The following is a 19,631-nucleotide window of genomic DNA, read 5'->3' on the forward strand; positions in this document are numbered from 1 at the left end:
CCCGCCGTCAGAAATTCTGGCTTCGGGGCTTTTTTCTGGCTTACTACCGGCTACTTTTCCGCTTTCCGCCCAGCCCCGTTGCGTATGGATGATTTTCTTGCTGCCCGCTCCCAGATGGCCCTGTCGTTGGGCTTTCACATCATCTTTTCCTGCATCGGCATGGTTATGCCGTTTTTTATGGCCGTGGCCCACTATTTCTGGCTCCGGACGCGGGACAATACCTACCGCAACGTGACCCGGGCCTGGAGCAAGGGCGTGGCTATTTTCTTCGCCACGGGTGCCGTGTCGGGCACGGTGTTGTCGTTTGAGCTGGGCTTGCTCTGGCCTAAATTCATGGAACACGCGGGGCCCATCTTCGGCATGCCGTTTTCCCTGGAAGGCACGGCGTTCTTCATTGAGGCCATTGCCCTGGGCTTTTTTCTCTACGGCTGGGACCGGTTCAACCCCTGGTTTCACTGGTTTACGGGCGTCGTGGTGGGCGTGAGCGGGCTGGCTTCGGGCATCTTGGTGGTGGCCGCCAACGCCTGGATGAACAGCCCCGCCGGCTTCGACTACGTGAACGGGCAGTACCTCAACATTGACCCCATTGCGGCCATGTTCAACGACGCCTGGCTGTCCCAGGCCCTGCACATGACGCTGGCCGCCTTTGCCGCCACCGGGTTTGCCGTGGCCGGCGTCCACGCCCTGATGCTGCGCCGGGGCCGCAATACCGGGTTTCATACCCGGGCCTTCCGCATTGCCGCCGCCTTCGGGGCCGTGGCCGCCCTGCTCCAGCCCCTGAGCGGCGACTTTTCGGCCAAGGACGTAGCTCGCCGCCAACCCGCCAAGCTGGCCGCCATGGAAGCCCACTTCCACACCGAAAAGCACGCCTCTTTGGTCCTCGGCGGCTTGCCCAACGAAGACAAGCAGCGCGTGGACTACGCCCTCAAAATCCCGGGGATGCTAAGCTTTCTGGCCCACGGCAACTTCGAGCAGGAAGTCACCGGCCTCGACCGGATTGCGCCCCAAAACCGGCCGCCGGTACTTGTGCCGCATATTGCTTTCCAGCTGATGGTGGGGCTGGGCACGCTGATGATGGGCATTGCGGCCGTGTACTTCCTGGCGCTGTGGCGCAACAAGCAGTGGCTCACGAGCCGCTGGCTGCTGGGTTTGTTCGTGGCCGCTACGCCGGCCGGGTTTCTGGCCGTAGAAGCGGGCTGGACGGTCACCGAAGTCGGCCGGCAGCCCTGGATTATCAACGGGGTGATGCGCACGGCCGACGCCGTAACGCCCATGCCGGGCATTGCCTACTCGTTTTACCTGTTTACGGCCGTGTACCTGTCCTTGAGCCTGGTCGTGGTGTTCCTGCTCTACCGCCAAATCCGGATGGTACCCCAGCTCTACGACGTGCCCGCCGGTACGCCCGAAGCCGCCCACGCCTAGCCGCTGCTTGTTTCATGGACTACGTCGTTATTGCCTACCTGTACCTGGCCATTCTGCTCTACCTGCTGCTCGGCGGTGCCGACTTCGGGGCGGGCATCATCGAGCTGTTTACGTCCCGCAAAAACCGCCGCGTAACCCACGAAACGCTCTATCAGGCCATTGGGCCCATCTGGGAGGCCAACCACATGTGGCTCATCATTGCCATTGTCATCCTGTTCGTGGGCTTTCCGCGCATCTACAGCGTGATGTCGGTGAGCTTGCACATTCCGCTGCTGCTCTTGCTGCTGGGCATTATTGCCCGGGGCACGGCCTTCGTGTTCCGGCACTACGACGCGGTGCACGACCGGATGCAGAGCGTGTATGCCACCATTTTCGTGTATTCGAGCCTGGTTACGCCGCTCTTTATTGGCATTCTGGCCGGCAGCGCCCTGGCCGGCTACATCGACCCCGCCGCCCCGGACTTTCTCTCGGCCTACGTCTGGAGCTGGCTGCACTGGTTTGGGGTGGCCGTGGGCGTCTTCACGGTGGCCTTGTGCGGCTTTCTGGCCTCGGTCTATACCATAGGAGAAGCTACTACTGAGGCCGACCGGCAGCGTTTCATCCGCAAAACCCGCCTGCTGATTATCGTCGCCTTTGCCGCTGGGGCCCTGGTCTTCGTGGCCGCCCGCTACGAAGGCTTGCCGCTGATGAGCTGGATTTTTGGCAACGCGGTGGGGCTCACGGCCATCGGGCTGGCCACTATTTCGCTCGGTTTGCTCTGGTACGTGCTGGGCCGCGGCCTCACCTGGCTGCCCCGCGTGCTGGCCGGCTTTCAGGTCACGATGATTCTGCTGGCCGTCGGTTACGCCCACTTTCCCGATTTTATCCGCCTGCGCAATGGCCAGCACCTGTCGTTGGTGGAACAGCTGGCCCCGGCCAAAACCGTGTCGGCCCTGGGCTGGGCTCTGCTGGTGGGCAGCGTGTTTATTCTGCCCGCGCTGGGCTATTTGTACTACAGCTTCCAGCACGCGTCGCGTCCCCAGAGCGCCGGATCGGAAGTGGCGCAGTAGCGCGAACTTTGTAGTTCGCGCACCAGAACGACAAACAACAAGGTCAGCGGTGGTGGTGCCTAAACTAGCTGCCAGCGGCAAGTCATGGAGCGGCGGCTGAACCGGGAGACGGTGGAACTTTGCCCGGTGGCGGGTACCTTGCCGGCCGCATGAAAGCACCCGCCCTGCCCGTACTGGCCCTCGACGCGTTTCCGCGGGCCGGCAACAACCATTGGTACTACATTCAGCAGCTGGAAACTCACGCCCGGCAGTTTCCGCACGTGAGTGAGCCCCACGCCCACAATTTCTACCTCGTGCTCTACATCACCCAGGGCCAGGGCACCCACACCATCGACCTGATTGCCCACGAGCTCCGGCCGGGCAGCCTGTTTTTTCTCGCCCCGGGCCAGGTCCACTCCTGGGCGCTGTCGGCCGATGCTCAGGGCTTCATTCTCTTCTTCACCGCCGAATTTTACCTTCAGTACTACCCGGCCAGCCGTCTGGCCGAATACCCGTTTTTCGCGCCCGGCCACCAGCCCGTGGTATACTTGCCGGCGGCCGAAACCGACATTCTGCCCCTGTTACAGCGCGTTTACCAGGAAGACCAAGTCGCGTTGCCCAACCGCGACGCCGTGGTGGGCGCCTACGTCTACCTGACGCTGGAGCTGGCCGCCCGCACGTTTCCGCAGGAAGAAACAAACTCGCCGCCCGCCTACGGGCAGCAGCAGGTGCGCGAGTTCAGCCAGTTGCTCAACGAGCATTTCCGCCAGGAAAAATCGGTGCGCTACTACGCCGAGCGCCTGGCCTTGACGGCCAACCACCTCAACGCCATCTGCCGCCGCATCCTCAACAAAACCGCCAGTGACCTGATCCACGAGCGGGTGGTGGCCGAGGCCAAGCGCCAGCTCACCCACTCGGCCCAGTCGGTGGCCCAGGTAGCCGATGCCGTGGGCTTCGAGGATGCCTCCTACTTTACCCGCTACTTCAAAAAGTACGTGGGCCAGACGCCCGAGGCTTTCCGCCACAGGTCCTGAGCAGCGGCTCAGTAGCATTCAGAAACGTCGCGCCATCGAATGCTACCAGGGGTTTGCGAGCTGAAAAAGGTCCTGTCGAGCAAAGCGAGGCATCTCGCGGGCAATGGTAACCGTCATGCTGAGCGAAGCAAAGCGGAGTCGAAGCATCTCTACCGCTTCGTTGTGCAGGCGTCAGAATTACCATTGCGGTAGAGATGCTTCGACTTCGCTACGCTGCGCTCAGCATGACGTTCTTTTCCCAACAATGTCAGCACGCGAGATGTCTCGCTCTGCTCGACAGGACGTTCTACTCTGGGCGTTCCAGGCTGAACCCTACAGCTTCAGCGTCATCGACAGATTAAGGACGCGGCCTTCTACCGGGGCCCAGAGCTGGCGGAAGCCGGGGTTGGCGAAGCTGCCCTGGGCGTCGCTGAGCACCACGGCTTCGCGGCGGGTCTGGCGGTAGTCGAGCAGGTTTTCGCCGTTGAGCACGAAGGAAACCGGGCCAGTGGTGTAACGCAGCATGCCGGCCGTAATGAAGTAGCCGGGCGTGCGGCGGCCGTTATCCAGATACTGCTGCCCGATGTAGGATGCTTCCACGCCCACGCGCCAGTGCGGACCCAGCTCCACGGTGCCCACGCCGGCTACTTTGTGGCGGGCAATCAGGCTCAGGTAAGGATTGTCGGCCGCTTGGTGGCGGCGGGCATCGGTGAAGAGGTAGCCCAGGTAGAGCTCGGTTTCGTCCTGACGGTAGCGCACGTAGGTTTCGAAGCCCTGCGTCACAAACGGCGCCGGGGCATTGAAAAAGCGGATCAGGCCGGTGGCGTCGTCCTGGCTGAGCAGCAGGGGGTGGGCAATACGGGTCAGGAAAAACGACTGGTTCACCGTCAGGCTGTAACTGTCTTCCCCGCTGCCGCCCTTGGTTTGGAAGTTCACGTCCACGTTGGCCCCAGCCGACTGCTCAGCTTGCACGTCGGCGGCAAAGGGCAGCAGGTTGGCGTAGTCCCGCTCGTCGAGCTCGTTAGCAAAAAACGTGGGCGCCTTATAGCCCAGCCCGCCGCCCACCCGCGCCGACCACGCCGGGCTGAACTGCAGCAGCCCACTCACCCGGGGCAGCACGAAGGTGCCGTACTGGTTGTGGTGGTCGAGGCGCAGGCCGGTTTGCAGGGTGAAGGCCGCCGTGGGCTTCCAGTCGTCCTGGGCAAACAGGCCCGGCGTCACGTAGTCGTAGCTCCGCAGCCGGAGCTGCCCGGGGTGGCGGGGCCGGAAACTCTCGCCCGTCACGTTCAGGCCCGCTACTATAGTATGCTGCGCAACGTGCAGCAGCTCACTGGCCTCGGTATAATAGGAGAGCTGGCGGGCGTCGAGGCCGGTGGTGTTGGTGGTGGCCGTGCGTTGAAAGTCGCTCAGGTTGGCTTTGAGCAGCAGCTGGTTGCCGCTGGCGGCGGTGTTTTCGTAGCGCGCATCGGCCGTGTGGCGCCAGCTGGTATTGCTGATAAAGAACTGGTGGCGGGCGTCGGGCTGGCCGCCGAGCACCTGCACGTCGCCGCCCCGGCGCTCCTCGTAGGTGCCGGTGTAGCCCACGATCAGCTTTTGATTCTCGGCCGGGTACCAGAACAGGCGGGGGTGCAGAAGAAAGCTGCGCAGGCGGGGCAAATCCGAAAAACCGTCCTTATCCACATCCACGGCCTGCTGGCGGGTGCCGCCGGCAAACAGGGTGTAGCCCAGCTTCTCGTTGCGGGCCGCCACGAAGCCGTTGAGGTTGGTTTCGCGCAGCGTGCTTTGGTTGACCAAGAACGTGCGCTCCGGGGCATTGAGCTGGGGCTCCCGCGAGACGAGGTTAATCATGCCGGCAATGGCCCCGCCCCCGTACAGCGTGGACGAGGCGCCCTTGATGATTTCGACCTGCCGCAAATCCAGGGGCGGAATCTGCAGGATGCCGAAGGAGCCGGCGAAGCCGCCGAAGAGCGGCACTCCGTCGCGCAGCAGCTGGGTGTACTTGCCCGACAAGCCCTGGATGCGCAAATCGGTGCTGCCCGTGGTGACGGACGTGGGCTGGGCCTGAATGCCGGCCACGTCGCCGAGCAAACTCACGATGTTGCCGGGTTTGAGGCCGCCTTCCTCCTCAATTTCCTCGGCCCCCAGCACCTCAATTCGGGTCGGCAAATCCTCGATGCGGGAGTTGGTGCGGGTGCTGGTCACGATTACCTCACCCAGCTCGGCGCTGCTGGTAGCCAGCCGCACGCTCAGCACGGCGCCCGGCGCCTGGGGCAGCGTTACGCGCAGCGTCCGGCCCCGGTAGCCCACCAAGGAGAAGGCCACCGCCGTGCTGCCCGCCGGCAGACCCGGCAGCGTCACGCGGCCCTGGGCGTCGGTGCTGGCCCCGATGCCCGAGCCCGGCACCACGGCCGTCACGCCCGGCAGCGGCTCCCGGGTCAGGCTGTCCTGCACCACGGCGCGCAGCTCGTGCTGGGCCTGGGCTACGAAGGTGAGTAAAAGAAAAAGTCCGGTGAAAATCAGGCGCATGCGGCAAAGGGTAAGGCTCGGAATACTGTAAAAGTCCGCGCTGATTCTGAAGATGACCTGAACCGAACCCTGGCGGCCCCAAAGGCTCCACGACTTGCTGACGCAACCGTATTGGCCGGATAACTTGAACTTCCCGGCGCGTAAATCCCGTTGTCTTTGCTTTATCTTTACTCGTTGTACCCGCCGCTCCGTATGTCAGCCACTATTCAGCGCCCCGCTATTCTGCACTTGTTGCGCACCGAAACCCGGCCTTACCACGATGCCCTGGAGCAGAATGAGTTTAACCGGGCTATTCAGCAGGACACTATTACGGAGGCGGTTACCGGGCAGTTTCTGGCCAAGATGTACGGCTTCCTGGCGCCCTACGAAACCCGCCTGCGTGAGCAGCCGCTGGGCCCCGAGTGGCAAGTAGGGCAGCGCCTGCGGGCCCACCTTATTCCCCAGGACCTGGGGGTGACCCCGGCCGCCCTGCCCCAGTGCCCGGCCCTGCCTAAGCTCGACACTTGGCCTCAACTGTTGGGCGCCATGTACGTATTGGAGGGCTCCACGCTGGGCGGCCAGGTGTTGGCCCGGCAGTTGGCCAAGGCCGGTATCGAAGGCCGCCGCTACTTCACCAGCAACGGCGAGCAAACCGGACCCCTGTGGAAAAGCTTCTGCCAGCTGCTGGCCGAGGCCGCTACCGAAGACAACCAGGCTGAAATTGTGGCTTCAGCTGCTTCAACGTTTCAAACTTTACACGCGTGGATCGAGAAACCGTAATCTACAGCGACGAGAGTCTGCTCAATTCGCCCATTACGCTGACCAACTGCGACCGGGAGCCCATTCACATTCCCGGCTCGGTGCAGCCCTACGGCTTTCTGCTGTGTTTGCAGCCCGAAACCCGGCGGGTGGTCCACGCCAGTGAGAATACCCTGGCCCTGATTGGCGTGCCCGCCGAAAACCTCATCGGCCACGGGCTGGACAAGGTGCTGGGCGCGGCTACCATCGCCGAAATTGAGGAGCTGCTGCCCACGCTCACCGAAGCGGCCCGACTGCTGGGGGCCCGCCTCGACGCGGTGGCCGAGCGGCCGTTTTACAAAATCATCCTCCACCGCTACGACGGTCTGCTCTGGCTGGAGTTTGAGCCGGTGGCCGAAACGGCGGTCAGCGCCGTCGACCTGCCTTCCCTGAACCTGGCCCTGGGCCAGATGCTGGGCGCCAGTTCCGTGGCCGAGTTCTGCCAGCTGGCCGTGGAGCAGGTGCGCGACATCACCGGCTTCGACCGGGTGCTGATGTACAAGTTTGCCGAAGATGCCAGCGGCGAGGTGGTGGCCGAAGCCAAGCGCGACGACCTGGAGCCTTTTATGGGCCTGCACTACCCCGCCACCGATATTCCGCAGCAGGCCCGGGCCATGTACCTCAAAAACTGGCTCCGCTTTATTCCCAACGTGAGCTACGAGCCGGCCAAGCTCGTGCCCGTGCTGCACCCCACGGCCCACCGCCCGCCCGACATGACCTACGCCGTGCTGCGCAGCGTGTCCCCGATTCACCTGGAATACATGCGCAACATGGGCGTGGCGGCCACCATGACCATTTCCATTATCCAGGAAGGCGTGCTCTGGGGCCTCATTACCTGCCACCACATGACGCCGCGCCTGGTAAGCTACGAGCTGCGCGAGCTGTGCCTGTTCCTGGGCAAAACCTTCTCGGCCCTGCTCAAAACCAAGCAGCAGCAGGACGAGCAGGCCTACCGCCTCCACATCCGCGACACCCAGGTGCGCATCTTCGAGCTGGTGGGCCAGCACAGCAACTTCGTGGAGGGCCTCTACCAGCGCATGCCCACCATTCGGGACGCCTTCAACTGCGGCGGGGCCGCCATCTGCTTCGAGGGCGATATTATCTCGCTGGGTACCACGCCCACCAAAGAGCAGATCCAGGGCCTGATCAACTGGCTGAAGGTCAACGTGAAGGAAGACGTGTTCTACACCGATTCCTACGTCAAGCACAACCCCGAGGGCCTGGCCATTCGGGGGGTGGCCAGCGGCTTTATTGCCATTTCCCTGGCCCAGGAAGCCGGCGACTACATCATCTGGTTCCGGCCCGAGCAAATCCAGACCGTGACCTGGGCCGGGCAAACCCAGAAGGCCGAAGTGCTGCAGGACGGGCAGCTCAAACTCTCGCCCCGGCAGTCGTTTGAGGCCTGGGCCCAGACGGTGGTCAACACCTCGGCGTCCTGGCTGCCGATGGAAGTGGAAGCGGCCAAGGAAATCCGCCTGCACCTGTCGGATGTGCGCCTGAAGGTGTTCAACGAGCTCCAGACCCGGGCCGCCAGCCTGGTGCGCCTCAACTCGGAGCTGGAGCGCAGCAACGACGAGCTCGACTCGTTTGCCTACGTAGCCTCCCACGATTTGAAGGAGCCCCTGCGCGGCATTCACAACTACAGCATCTTCCTGCTCGAAGACTACGCCGAAAAGCTCGACTCCGAGGGCGTAGGCCGCCTCCAGACCCTGGTGCGCCTGAGCCAGCGGATGGAGTCCTTGCTCGAATCGTTACTGCAGCTCAGCCGCGTGGGCCGGCAGGAAGCCAACATCGAGGAAACCAACGTGCAGGAGCTGGTCGAGGACCTGGTGGATTTGCTGCACCCGCGCTTCGAGCAAACCCGCACCCAGGTGACCATCGTGGATGCGCTGCCCACCTTCCGCTGCGACGCGGTGCGGGTGCGCGAAGTGTTCAACAACCTGCTGACCAATGCCATGCGCTACAGCAACCAGCCCGAGAAGCAGATTCGCATCGGGCTGGCGGCCGAGGGCGTCCGGGGCCCGCGCGGTTCCGGCGGCCGGGACGATTTTCACGTCTTCTATGTTCAGGACGAAGGTATCGGGATTGACCCGCGTCATCATGAGTCCATCTTCCGGATTTTCAAGCGCTTACACCCCCAGGAAAAGTATGGCGGGGGCACGGGAGCCGGCTTGGCCATCGCCCGGAAAATGGTGGAGAAGCAGGATGGCGAAATCTGGGTTGAATCCGTACTAGGCCAAGGGGCCACGTTTTATTTCTCTATTTCAAAGCACCTGTAAAGTGACAGCCTCAACTCATAAGCCCATTCTGGTGGTGGAAGATAGTGTGGAAGACTTCACGGCGCTGGGTCGGGCTTTCCGCAAACACGCCCTGCCCAACCAGCTCTTGCGCTGCGAAGATGGGGACCAAGCCTTGGAGTATCTGCAAGGCTACGGCAAGCACGAAAGCTGGCCCCAGCAGCTGCCCGTGTTTGTGCTGCTGGATCTGAACCTGCCCGGCACCGACGGCCGCACCGTGCTCGAAACCTTGAAGCGCGACCCGCGTTTGCAGTCTATTCCAGTGATTATCTTCAGCACCTCGACCAACAGCCGCGATATTGAAGACTGCTACCGGCTGGGGGCCAACAGCTACCTGACCAAGCCCATCGAGTACGCGGCCCTGGAAGAAAAAACCCGGTTATTGGTGCGCTATTGGCTCAATACCTCGGAATTACCCTCGACCAATTAGGTTATTGCCCGCGTGAAAAGAATCCTTCTCGTTGACGACAACGAGCATGACCGGATGTTGTATAAGCGCTATCTGGGCAAGCAGATAGGGCACGAGCGGTTGGAAATAGTTGAAGCTACCTCGGGCGAGGAAGGAATAGAGCAGTTTCGGCGGGTGCGGCCCGACTGCGTGCTGCTCGACCACAACCTGCTCGACACCGACGGCCTGACCCTGCTGCAGGATTTGAAGCAGCTCACGCCGCCCGATACGCTGTGCGTGGTCATGATTACGGGCGGCGGCAGCGAGGAGCTGGCCGTGCGCGCCCTCAACAACGGCGCCCTCGATTATCTGGTGAAGGGCCGCTTCGACCAGGAATTGCTGTGCAAAACGGTACTGCACGCCATTGAGAAAAACGAGTGGCGCCAGTACGTGGGCCGCTACCACGGGCAGCTCCAGACCGTGAACCAGCAGCTGCGTGATTCCCTGGAGGAGCTGACTGAAGCCCGGCTGCAGGTGCAGCTCACCAACGCCCGCCTGCTGGCTGCCAACCAGGAAGTGGAAGCCCGTAACCGGGAGCTGGCCCGCACCAACCGCGACCTGGACAACTTCGTGTACGCCGCTTCCCACGACCTGAAGCAGCCCATCAACAACCTGCGGGGCCTGTTTGAGGAGCTGCGCCGCACGGCCACCTTCAACGACCCCGACGAGGCCCAGGTGCTGCGCTTGGTCGACGAGTCCCTGCGCGACCTGACCACGACCGTCACCGATTTGTCGGCTGTGGTGCAGGTAGACCGCGCCCCGGGCGAGGAAAACACCGAGCCCGTGCTGCTGGCCGACCTGACGGCCGACGTGCTCCAGACCCTGCGCCCCCAGCTGCTCGACGCCCAGGGCACGGTAGGCACCGACTTCGACGCGCTGCCCGAAATAGTGGCCGTGCGCACCAGTCTGCGCACTATTCTGCTGAACCTGCTAGCCAACGCGGTGAAATACCGGCAGCCGGAGCGCCCCCCGCAGATTACGGTGCGCAGCACGGCCACCGAAAACCAGGCCGTGCTGGAAGTGCAGGACAACGGCCTGGGCATCGATTTGGAGCGGGACGGCTCGGAGCTGTTTCACCTGTTCCGGCGCTTCCACCCCGAAGCGGGTGAGGGTACCGGCGTGGGCTTGTTCCTGGTAAACCGGCTGGTGCAGGCCCAGGGGGGGCACATTGAGGTAGAAAGTGAGTTGGGCGTGGGCACCACGTTCCGCATTTTTCTCAACCAGCCCCAATCCGGCTAGCACCCAAGCCGCTACGGCAGTAAATACTGACTAAGCTGGGAAATAGAACTAATACCTAAGGCGTGCGCCTGTTGGCGGCGCATAAGCAGAGCGTAAGTATTGTTGAAGCCCAGCGGAGCCAGCCACTCCAGCCCGTAGCGCCGCCGGAACTCCTGCCGCACGTAGCGCAGCACCGCCGGCGGGCGGCCCCCGAGCGAGTCGAGGACGGCGGCCGAGGGCTGCAGCAGCACCAGCAGGCCCGTGCCGGTGTATTCGGGGTACATATCGATGGCGCCGGTGCGCAGGGCCTCGAAGCAGATGGTGGTGCCGCCCAGGCCGGTTTTGGTTTCCACGGCCAGCCCGGTATTGCCCCGAATCAGGGCCGCGTACATTTCCAGCAGAATGTATTGCTCGGCAAAAATCTTGGAGCCCAGCCGCACTACCGGAGCCCCGGCGGCCAGCGGCCGGGGCGGCTGCCACAGGCCGCGCCGCCGCAGAAACGCCTCGGCCACCGTCCGCGGCTCCTGGTGCAGGTAGTCGACGCGGTAGTTGAGGTTGGTCATCACCGAGTCGGAAATCTGCCCGGCCAGCTGGGCCAGCACGGGCCCCAGCTCCGGGTGAGCCCGCAGCACGGCCGGCCGAATGACCGGAGCCGCGAAGTAGGGTGGAAACACGCGCCGGTCGTCCCGCAGCACCAGCAGGTTGTAGGCCCGGATGCGGCCATCGGTGGAGTAGCCGTCAATCAAATCGACGTCCTGGTGGCGGGCGGCTTCATACACCAGGGCCGGAGCCAAGACCACGCTGGGCAGGTGGCGGAGCCGGTAGGCGCTCTGCAGGCCCGGCAGCCCATCGGCGCGGCCCACAAACTCGGGGCTGAAACCGGCCAGCAGCTTGCCCGCGGCCCGGGGCAGTAGGTAAAGCGCACCCAGCAGCGGGAGCAACACCAGCAGGGCGGCGCCCACGCGTACCAGTTGCCGGGAACTCAGGCGCTGCAAACCGGCCAGGGCGGCATCGAAGGCCAGGGCCAGCGCGGCTGCCGGCAATGCCCCGGCCAGAATCATAACCGGGTTGTTCAGGGCAATGCCGCCGAAGATAAACTCGCCCAGGCCGCCGGCGGCCACGTAGGCCGCCAACGTAGCCACGCCCACGTTGATGACCGTAGCGGTGCGGATGCCGGCAAACAGCACCGGCAAGGCCAGCGGCAGTTCCACCCGGCGCAGCACTTGGCCGTCGGTCAGGCCCAGGCCCCGGGCCGCTTCCACCACGGCCGGATTCACGCCCTGAATGCCGGTGAGCGTATTGCGGATGATGGGCAGCAGCGAGTACAGGAACAGGGCGAAAATAGCGGGTTTAGGCCCGATACCCAGCAGCGGAATCAGGAAGCCGAGCAGGGCAATGCTGGGCACGGTTTGCAAGGCGCCGGCCACGCCCAGCACGGCCGGGGCCCAGCGGGGCCGGCGGGTGAGCAACAGCCCCAGGGGCACGCCCAGCAGCACGGCCAGCAGCAACGAGGCGGCCGTGAGGCCAATATGCTGCAGGGTTTGCTCGCCCAGCTTGCCGGCCTGAATGTGCCAGAAGGTGAGCAGCTCAGTTAGAGTTTCCATGCGGATTCGGCGTCTTGCACGGCCCGCCCAAAGGCCGCCATGAGCTGGGCTACATCAAAAGAATATTGCATCTGGGCACCGCTGGTCAGGTTTTCCAGGGCCTCGTGTACCGTCGTGTCCATTGCCGGCAGCAGCGCGGCAGTGGGCTGCAGGTAGGGCTGCAAATCGGCCAGGGTGAACACGCGCAGCTGCAAGGCCAGTCGCTCGGCGGCAAAAAACCGGCGCACGAAGTCGGTGGCAGGTTGCAGCAGCAGCTCCCGCGGGGTGCCCAGCTGCTGCACCTGGCCTTGGTGGAGCAGCAGAATCCGGTCGGCCAGCTCGAAGGCTTCGGTCACGTCGTGGGTCACGAGCACCACCGTTTTCTGGCGCAGCTCCTCCAGCTCCCGAAACTCCCGCCGGATGCTGGCCCGGGTGATGGGGTCGAGGGCGCCGAAAGGCTCGTCGAGCAGGATGATGGGCGGGTCGGCGGCCAGGGCCCGGGCCAGGCCCACGCGCTGCTGCTGCCCGCCGCTGAGCTGGTGCGGATACTGCCGGGCGTAGCGCGCGGGCGGCAAGTGCAGGCGGGTAAGCAGGGTCGCCGTGCGTGCTTCGACCTGGGCCTCGGGCTGGCCCAGCAGGCGGGGCACCACCCCAATATTCTCGGCCACGGTGTAGTGGGGCAGCAAACCCACCTGCTGAATTACGTAGCCCAGGCCCCGGCGCAGCGCGGCGGCCGGCTGCTGGCGCACGTCGCGCCCATTGATTTCGACCAGGCCCGCGTCGGGCTCCACCAGGCGGTTGAGCATCTTGAGCAGGGTCGTTTTGCCGCAGCCGCTGGGCCCGAGTAGCACCAGGGTTTCGCCGGGTGCCAGGGCAAACGACACGTCCTGTACCACCGCATGGGTCCCGTACTGCTTGCGGACGTGGGCAACGCGGATGGCGGGAGCAAGGTCGGCGGGCATGCAGGAAGTTGAAAGACGGAAAAAAGCGGATGTTTAGGCAACAACCGTCAAGGTATACTTTTGTACTATGAACCCCACGTTTACCATTACTTCGGCCACGGCCGCCGACGTGCCCGCCCTGGTGGCCTTCGTCAACAGCGTGTACCGCGGCGAAACTTCCCGGCAGGGCTGGACCACCGAAGCCCACCTGCTCGACGGCCCGCGTATCGACGCCGAATCGTTGGCGGAAATGCTGACGGCCCAGGGCGCTACCTTGCTGATGGCCCGCAACGCGGCCGGGGCACTGGTCGGCTCGGTGTACTTGCAGCAGCAGCCGGCCGGCACTATGTATCTGGGCATGCTCTCCGTGGACGCCACGCGGCAGGGCGGGGGCATTGGCAAATACCTGCTCGGGGCCGCCGACGACTACGCCCGGGCCCAGGGCTGTAGCCGAATGAAAATCACGGTTATATCGGTGCGCCACGAGCTGCTGGCGTGGTACGAGCGCCAAGGCTACCGCCGCACCGGCGCCGTAGTACCCTTCCCCGACAATCCCCGGTTTGGAATTCCGCGCCAGCCGCTGGAGCTGTTGGTACTGGAAAAAGAGCTCTAGCGGGCTGCTGGCGGGGCGGCCAACCCCGCGAAGCTGGGCTGGGCCGCTACGGGCAGGGTAATGATAAACTCGGTGTACTCACCCTGCTGACTTTCAACGGTGAGCGTGCCGCCGTGGCCCTTGGTTATCAGGTCGTAGCTCAGGGCTAAGCCCAGGCCGGTACCGGCTTCGGGGGCTTTGGTCGTAAAAAACCGCTCAAACACGTTGGGCAGCAGCTCGGGCGCTATGCCCAGGCCATTGTCGCGCACCCGGATTTCGATGTGACTATCCACTTTGCGGGTGCTGACGGCTACCTGGGGAATATAGCCTTCTTGGCCCAGCCGCTGGCGCTGCTGCACGGCGTAGAAAGCATTGGTAAACAAGCTGATGAGGGCCCGGCCCAAGTCGTGGCGGATGATGGACAGACTGCCCACGGCCGGGTCCAGGGTGGGCAGCAGGGCGGCGTAAAAGGAGCGGTTCTTGGCCCGGGTATCGTGGTAAGTCAGCCGTAAATAGTCCTCTACAAAGGCGTTGACGTCGGTGGCCTGGTGGGGGCCGGGGCTGCTGCGCGAGTATTCCAGCATGCCGCTCACGATGGACGCCGCCCGCTGGCTGGAGCGCACAATGCTTTGCTGGTACTGGCCCAGGGTCTGCAGGTTGTCGGCCACCGCGTCGGGCTCTTCCACCGCCTCGGGTTTGACCAGCTCCCGGCGCAGACTGTCCACAAGGTCAACGCTGATGCCGGCCAGGTCGCGCATGTTGTTGACGGGCGTCTGAATCTCGTGGGCCACACCGGCCATCAGCTCACCCAGGGAAGCCATTTTCTCGCGCAGCACCAGTTGGCTCTGGGTAATTTTGAGTTCGTGCAGCATCCGGCCCAGACTGTCGCGCTGGTCGGTAATTTCCTGGTTCAGGGCCGACAGGCGGGCGTTGGCGCGCTGCTGCAGGCGGTTGTTGCGCCACAAGAGCAAGGCCAGCAGCAGAAGGCTGCCCAGCACGGCGGCCAGAATGTAGAGCCGGTTGCGGGCCTCAAACTGGGTGCGTTCCTGCTCCAGCTCCCGCAGGCGCTGCTGCTCGGCAAAGCCGATGGCGTCGAGCTGCTTGATGCGCTGGGGGTTGTAGAGGCTGTCTTCGGCCTGCAACATAATGCGCATGTACTTGAGCGTGCTGTCGGTGCGCTGCTGGCGTTGGAAAGCTTCGGTAAGCAGCTGGCTAGTGCGCACCACCCCAATGATAAACGGCAGCGACTGGCCCAGGGCCAGGGCCTTACGGGCGTAGTACACGCTCGAATCGGGCTGTTGGCGCTGGTGGTAAAGCTCGGCCATGTACTGGTAGGCCCGGCAGGCGCTGCGCCGGTCGTTTTCCGGGAAGGCGGCCTGGGCGCTGCGCCGGTAGTAGGCCAGGGCCTGGACCGGCCGGCCCAGCGAAGCCTGCAGCAAACCCAGCTCGCGCAGCACGTAGGGTCGCGGGTTGCCCCAGCAGCTTTGGTGCACGGTGCGGGAGCGGCGCGTCAGGTCGTAGGCCCGGTTCAGAAAGTAGGCGGCCGAGTCGAGCTGGTGGCGGCCCTCGTAGCTGGCGCCCAGGTTGGTCAGCACGCTGATGAGCTGGGAATCGTCGCCGAAGCCCTGCTCATAAATCCTTTTAGCCCGGAAGAAGTACGACAGGGCCGGGCGGTAGTCTTCCAGGGCGTGGTAAAGCAGGCCCATCTGGTTGAGGGTGCGGGCCGTGGCTTCGGGGTCGTGGCTTTGCTCGTGCAGCTGCAGGGCCTGCAAGTCGATGCGCAGGGCCTGGGGCAGATTGCCCCGCTCACTGGTCAGAATACCCAGGCGCGAGAGGCAGCGGCCCTCGCCTTTGGCGTAGCCGATGCGGCGGGCCAGCTGCAAGCCCTGCCGGGCGTACCACAGCACCGAATCGAAGCGAGAATAGCGGAAAGAGGCGCTCAGGTCGGCCAGCAGCAGCACCCGGGTGGTATCGTGCCGGGCCTGGCTGAGGGCTGCGCGCAGGCCGGCCGTCTGCGGACTTTGGGCCCGGGACCACCCGCTGAAGAAAGTGCAATACCCTAAAAATAGTATGGGAAGTAGTTTCCGCATGTGTAAAAGTAAGAAACAACTATTAGCCGAACAGTATATTACTCGTCTAATATGTTGGTTCGCCTTCATCCTCAGCGAATTTCAACTCCGGCCGCCGGCGGGCTACACCCCAAACTTACGCAGGTTGTAAGTAAAACTTAAGAGCAGGTAGCGCGTCAGCACCCGGCTGCGCACGTCTTCGAGGTAGGTGTCCGTCACGTTGCGCACCACGCTGCGGTTTTGGTTGAGCAAATCATAGACCTGCAGCTTGAGCTCGGCCTGCTGATTGGCCAAAAACTGCTTGGTCAGGCCCACGTTCCATAGGCCCACGCGCTGGTTGTAGCCCGCGGCCCGGCCCGAGTTGTTTACAAACCAGATATCGGACGTTACGATAAAGTGGCCGGGCAACTGGTAAAACACGTCGGCCGTGAGGGTCTGGGTGAAGTAGGCCGTGTTCTGGCGGGGCAGCAGGGAGTAGCGGGCCTGCTGGTAGGTCAGGTTGCCGCTGAGGCCAAATTCCAGCCGGTCGTTGTAGGTCGAGTTCAGGCTCAGGCCCTGACCCAGGCTCCAGGTGCGGGCCAGGTTCGGGGCCTCGTTCACGAAGCTGCGGCTGCGGGTCAGGCCGGCGTTGGTGGTCAGGTTCAGATTCACTTTGTGTGCGGCCAGGCGCTGCCCCCAGGCCAGAAAGCCGTTCAGGGCCCGGTAGCCGTCGGCATTCACGGGCCGGGTGGTTTGCACCCCGCTGGCGCTGAAGGTGGTGGAAGTCACAATCCGGTCCTGGACCTGGGCCGCGTCGAGGCGCACAAACAGGCTGCGGTTGGTGCGGGCGTTGAACTGCGAAAAGGACCCGACCAGGGCGTGCACGTACTCGGGCCGCAGCGCGGGGTTGCCCACCTGCATATTCAGTGGGTTGGAGTTGTCGGCCACGGGCTGGAGCTGGGCGGCCGGGGGCGCGTTGAGGCGGGTGCGGTAGTTCAGGCGCAGCGTGCGGCTCTGGCTGCCGTTGTAGCTAAGCAGGGCGTTGGGCAGCACATGGTGAAAACGGCGGCTGAAGAGGCTGTCGGCTGTCTGGTTCTGCCCGCGCAGCCCCGACTCCTGGGCGTCGAGGCCCAGGCTGTAGGTGTAGCGCAGGCGGCGCGTCTGGAGCAGCAGCCCGGCCCGCTGGGCCCAAAACTGGCTGGTAAACTTGTTGCTCAGGGCCGGGTTCAGCGCGTCGTAGTGGCCGGTAGCTTCGGCGTAGTCACGCACGGCGCGGTCGGCGCGGTCCTGGGTGGCGCTCAGGTTGTAGTGGCCTTCCAGCTTGCGGGTCAACGACAGGGGCTCGGTCCACGACAGGTTCAGCGCGTTGGTCAGCCCGCTGGTGTTGTCCCGGATTTGCTGGTCGAGGCTGCTACTGCGGGCGGTGCCGGCGGCGGCATAGAGCGTGTTGGTGGCCTGGTTGGTGGTTTGTTCGCGCTGGTCGTTCAGGGTCGTGTTCAGGTTCAGGGAAAACGTGCGGCCGGCAGTTGGGAAGCGGCGCATGAGCAGCAGGTTGTTGGCCCCGCTCCAGGTAGGCGTGCTGGCTTGGTAGCTTACCTGGCCCTGGTTGAGCAATTGCCCGGCCCGGAAGGTTTGCTGCGCGCTCTGGCGCTGCTCCTTGGGCCGCTGCCAGGCTGCAAAGGGCGTGACGCGCACCGTCGTCAACGAGTCGAAAGTGTAGTCGAGGCGCAGGTTGAAGCGGTGGCCGGGCGTGGTTTCGCGGGCCGATACTTGCTGGTCGGTTAGCAGCGGGGCCGCCGTTTCGGTGGGCTCGTCGGGCTGGGTGGTGGCGTTCTGGCGCCGGCTCTGCTGGTCGGTCAGCACCCGGGTGCGGCTGCCCAGGTAGCTGGTGGCCACTTCGGCCCGCTTACCCCAGGCGTCGCGGTAGTTGAGCCCCACCGCCCCCGATTCGAGGATGTTGTCGGGCTGCTCGTTGTCGGAATCGGTAGCGCGGCTGCCGCCGGTCCGGACGCGGGCCGTACCGCCGCCGGGCCCGTTGGCGGGCGGCCCAAAGGAAGCCGAGGCCGGCCCGCCGTTGTCGGAAAAGCCCTGCTGGTTGAGGTTGTTGGCCATGCCCAGGGCCGAGAGCTGCCGGCCGTTGTTGAAGCGGTTTAGCCCCAGCCGGGCCTGGTAGCGGCCGTCGGTGCCCGCCCCGGCGCCGTTGGTGCCGAAGTAGCCCCGGCGCTTGTCGCGCTTGGTTACCAGGTTCAGGGTGCGCTGCTGGTTGCCGTCATCGATGCCCGAAAAAGCGGCCTGGTCGCTGCGCTGACTGTAGAGCTGCACCTGGTCGATGATGTCGGCGGGCAGGTTGCGGGTGGCCATTTTCGGGTCGTCGCCGAAGAAGGGCTTGCCATCGACCAGCACCCGGCTCACGGCCTGGCCCTGGGCCCGGATGTTGCCGGCCCGGTCGACTTCCACGCCCGGCAGCTTCTTGAGCAACGCCTCCACGGCGGCGTTGGGCTGGGTTTTGAAGGCCCGGGCGCTGAAGGCCAGCGTGTCGCCCTGCACCGCCACCGGCGCCCGTTCCTGCTCCACCACCACCTCGCCCAGCGTGTGCGACTGAGCCCGTAGCGCCAGCCCGCCCAGGGCCACCGTGGGGTCGGCCTCGGTCAGGCGCACGGGCACCAGCCGGCTTTTGTAGCCCAGAAACGTGATGAGCACTTGGTAGGAGCCCGGGGCCACGTTGCGCAGCCCAAACTGCCCGTCGCCGTTGGTAATGGTAAAGGTCAGATAGGATGAGTCGCGGGCAGCCAGCAACGACACCGAGGCCTCGCGCAGCACCTTGCCGCTCACCGAATCCAGGACGGTACCGGTGATGGTGCCTTTGCCGGCCGGGGCTTTCTGGGCGCGGGCGGGCGGGCCGGCCAGGAGCGCGGCCAGCAGCAAAAGTAGGAACAGGCGCATCGTCGGGGGCTAGTTGCCGCGCTGCTCCTGGTCGAAGAGGCGCTGGCGGAAGTCGGCCCGGGCTTTTTCGCGCAAATCCTGCAGCTGGGCGGCCGTTACGATTTGAGCTTGGGCGGTGGGCTTCACTTCGGCTTCGGCCACGGCTTTCAGATTCACCTTCGTGGCCCGGTACTGCTCCCGGGAGCTTTCCAGGGCCAGCACCACCCCTTTTTCGGGCAGCAGTTCCTTCACCGGCGAGTAGGTAAACGGCAGCTCGGTGGTGTACCACACGGTGTAGGTTTCCTTTTTGAAGGGCACCGTGGCCTTGCGGCAGGTGTAGCCGGCAATTTTCTTGGTCTGGTCGGTATTTTGCCAGTCGGCGGCTTTGCCGAAGGGCGCATCGGTGCGGTAGGTGGTCGTGGCGTTGTCCTTTTTCACGGTCAGCACGGTGCTGAGCTGGTTTTGGGCCATGTTCACGTACACCGCTTCCTCAAAGGGCCGGCCCAGGTTGGTGGTTTGCGGAGCCGCGCCCGGGCCGCCTTCCACCACCGTGCGCACGGCCCCGTTTTGCCGCTCTTCCTTGGCAAAGCCGCCGGCAAAGCTCAGCGTCATCGGGAAGGTGCGCACGTCGGAAATGTCACTGGGGAAGTCGGGGCTGCCGGGCTTCACCTCCTGCCCGTTTACCATGACCCGCATCTGCGAGGGGTCAACTTTCTGGGTCACTTCGTACTGAATCTGGCCCGAAGTCTGGGCCCGGGCACTGGCCAGCAGAGCCGTGCTGGCGCTAAGCAAAAGGAAAAGCTTTTTCATGGGAAA

General features: G+C 64.3%; 14 protein-coding genes. 8 read left to right on the plus strand and 6 right to left on the minus strand.

From position 1 onward, the window contains the following. Window positions 1-84 precede the first annotated feature (84 nt). The 3 genes from CLV45_RS17920 (at window position 85) to CLV45_RS17930 (ending at window position 3,484) form a co-directional block, all read left to right on the plus strand. The gene (locus CLV45_RS17920) at window positions 85-1,422 is read left to right on the plus strand and encodes a cytochrome ubiquinol oxidase subunit I (protein ID WP_100337849.1); all 1,338 of its coding nucleotides are present in this window, start codon (window positions 85-87) and stop codon (window positions 1,420-1,422) included. A 14-nt stretch (window positions 1,423-1,436) separates the two neighbouring features. After that, window positions 1,437-2,471: a cytochrome d ubiquinol oxidase subunit II gene (locus tag CLV45_RS17925; protein WP_100337850.1), complete on the plus strand. Its 1,035-nt coding sequence runs from the start codon at window positions 1,437-1,439 to the stop codon at window positions 2,469-2,471. A gap of 149 nt (window positions 2,472-2,620) precedes the next feature. Further along, the gene (locus CLV45_RS17930) at window positions 2,621-3,484 is read left to right on the plus strand and encodes an AraC family transcriptional regulator (protein WP_100337851.1); all 864 of its coding nucleotides are present in this window, start codon (window positions 2,621-2,623) and stop codon (window positions 3,482-3,484) included. A gap of 312 nt (window positions 3,485-3,796) precedes the next feature. Here the strand turns inward: CLV45_RS17930 and CLV45_RS17935 are convergent, their stop codons facing one another. Then, on the minus strand, window positions 3,797-5,989 hold the full coding sequence (locus CLV45_RS17935; protein WP_100337852.1) for a TonB-dependent receptor: 2,193 nt from the start codon (window positions 5,987-5,989) through the stop codon (window positions 3,797-3,799). 192 nt (window positions 5,990-6,181) lie between these two features. On the opposite strand from CLV45_RS17935, the gene CLV45_RS17940 reads away from it, so the two are divergent. From CLV45_RS17940 to CLV45_RS17955, 4 genes are read left to right on the plus strand one after another with little or no spacing between them, the layout of a single operon-like run. Then, complete coding sequence (locus tag CLV45_RS17940) at window positions 6,182-6,748, plus strand: biliverdin-producing heme oxygenase (protein WP_100337853.1); 567 nt, start codon at window positions 6,182-6,184, stop codon at window positions 6,746-6,748. Then, window positions 6,730-9,045 (plus strand): ATP-binding protein, encoded by a 2,316-nt coding sequence (locus tag CLV45_RS17945; protein ID WP_100337854.1) that lies wholly within the window; start codon window positions 6,730-6,732, stop codon window positions 9,043-9,045. Before CLV45_RS17940 ends, CLV45_RS17945 begins: the two co-directional genes overlap by 19 nt. Before the next feature lies 1 nt (window position 9,046). Further along, complete coding sequence (locus CLV45_RS17950; RefSeq protein WP_211289969.1) at window positions 9,047-9,493, plus strand: response regulator; 447 nt, start codon at window positions 9,047-9,049, stop codon at window positions 9,491-9,493. A 12-nt stretch (window positions 9,494-9,505) separates the two neighbouring features. Beyond that, entirely contained in the window at window positions 9,506-10,750 is a 1,245-nt protein-coding gene (locus CLV45_RS17955; RefSeq protein WP_157807627.1) for an ATP-binding response regulator, read from the plus strand. A gap of 11 nt (window positions 10,751-10,761) precedes the next feature. Here CLV45_RS17955 and CLV45_RS17960 read toward each other — a convergent pair whose 3' ends face one another. Together CLV45_RS17960 and CLV45_RS17965 are read right to left on the minus strand one after the other, a co-directional pair. Then, complete coding sequence (locus CLV45_RS17960) at window positions 10,762-12,333, minus strand: ABC transporter permease/substrate-binding protein (RefSeq protein WP_100337856.1); 1,572 nt, start codon at window positions 12,331-12,333, stop codon at window positions 10,762-10,764. Next, window positions 12,321-13,274, minus strand: a complete 954-nt coding sequence (locus CLV45_RS17965) for an ABC transporter ATP-binding protein (RefSeq protein ID WP_100337857.1) — start codon at window positions 13,272-13,274, stop codon at window positions 12,321-12,323. Before CLV45_RS17965 ends, CLV45_RS17960 begins: the two co-directional genes overlap by 13 nt. 67 nt (window positions 13,275-13,341) lie before the next feature. On the opposite strand from CLV45_RS17965, the gene CLV45_RS17970 reads away from it, so the two are divergent. After that, the gene (locus CLV45_RS17970; protein WP_100337858.1) at window positions 13,342-13,866 is read left to right on the plus strand and encodes a GNAT family N-acetyltransferase; all 525 of its coding nucleotides are present in this window, start codon (window positions 13,342-13,344) and stop codon (window positions 13,864-13,866) included. On the opposite strand, the gene CLV45_RS17975 is transcribed toward CLV45_RS17970, so the two are convergent. From CLV45_RS17975 to CLV45_RS17985, 3 genes are all read right to left on the minus strand, one after another. Beyond that, the gene (locus CLV45_RS17975) at window positions 13,863-15,935 is read right to left on the minus strand and encodes a tetratricopeptide repeat protein (protein WP_170061886.1); all 2,073 of its coding nucleotides are present in this window, start codon (window positions 15,933-15,935) and stop codon (window positions 13,863-13,865) included. The genes CLV45_RS17970 and CLV45_RS17975 overlap by 4 nt on opposite strands. Window positions 15,936-16,037: 102 nt before the next feature. Then, window positions 16,038-18,836: an outer membrane beta-barrel protein gene (locus tag CLV45_RS17980; RefSeq protein ID WP_100337860.1), complete on the minus strand. Its 2,799-nt coding sequence runs from the start codon at window positions 18,834-18,836 to the stop codon at window positions 16,038-16,040. Between the two features lie 9 nt (window positions 18,837-18,845). Beyond that, the gene (locus CLV45_RS17985; RefSeq protein ID WP_100337861.1) at window positions 18,846-19,625 is read right to left on the minus strand and encodes a GLPGLI family protein; all 780 of its coding nucleotides are present in this window, start codon (window positions 19,623-19,625) and stop codon (window positions 18,846-18,848) included. Window positions 19,626-19,631: the final 6 nt, after the last annotated feature.

The organism is Hymenobacter chitinivorans DSM 11115, assembly GCF_002797555.1.
Taxonomy (GTDB): Bacteria; Bacteroidota; Bacteroidia; order Cytophagales; family Hymenobacteraceae; genus Hymenobacter; species Hymenobacter chitinivorans.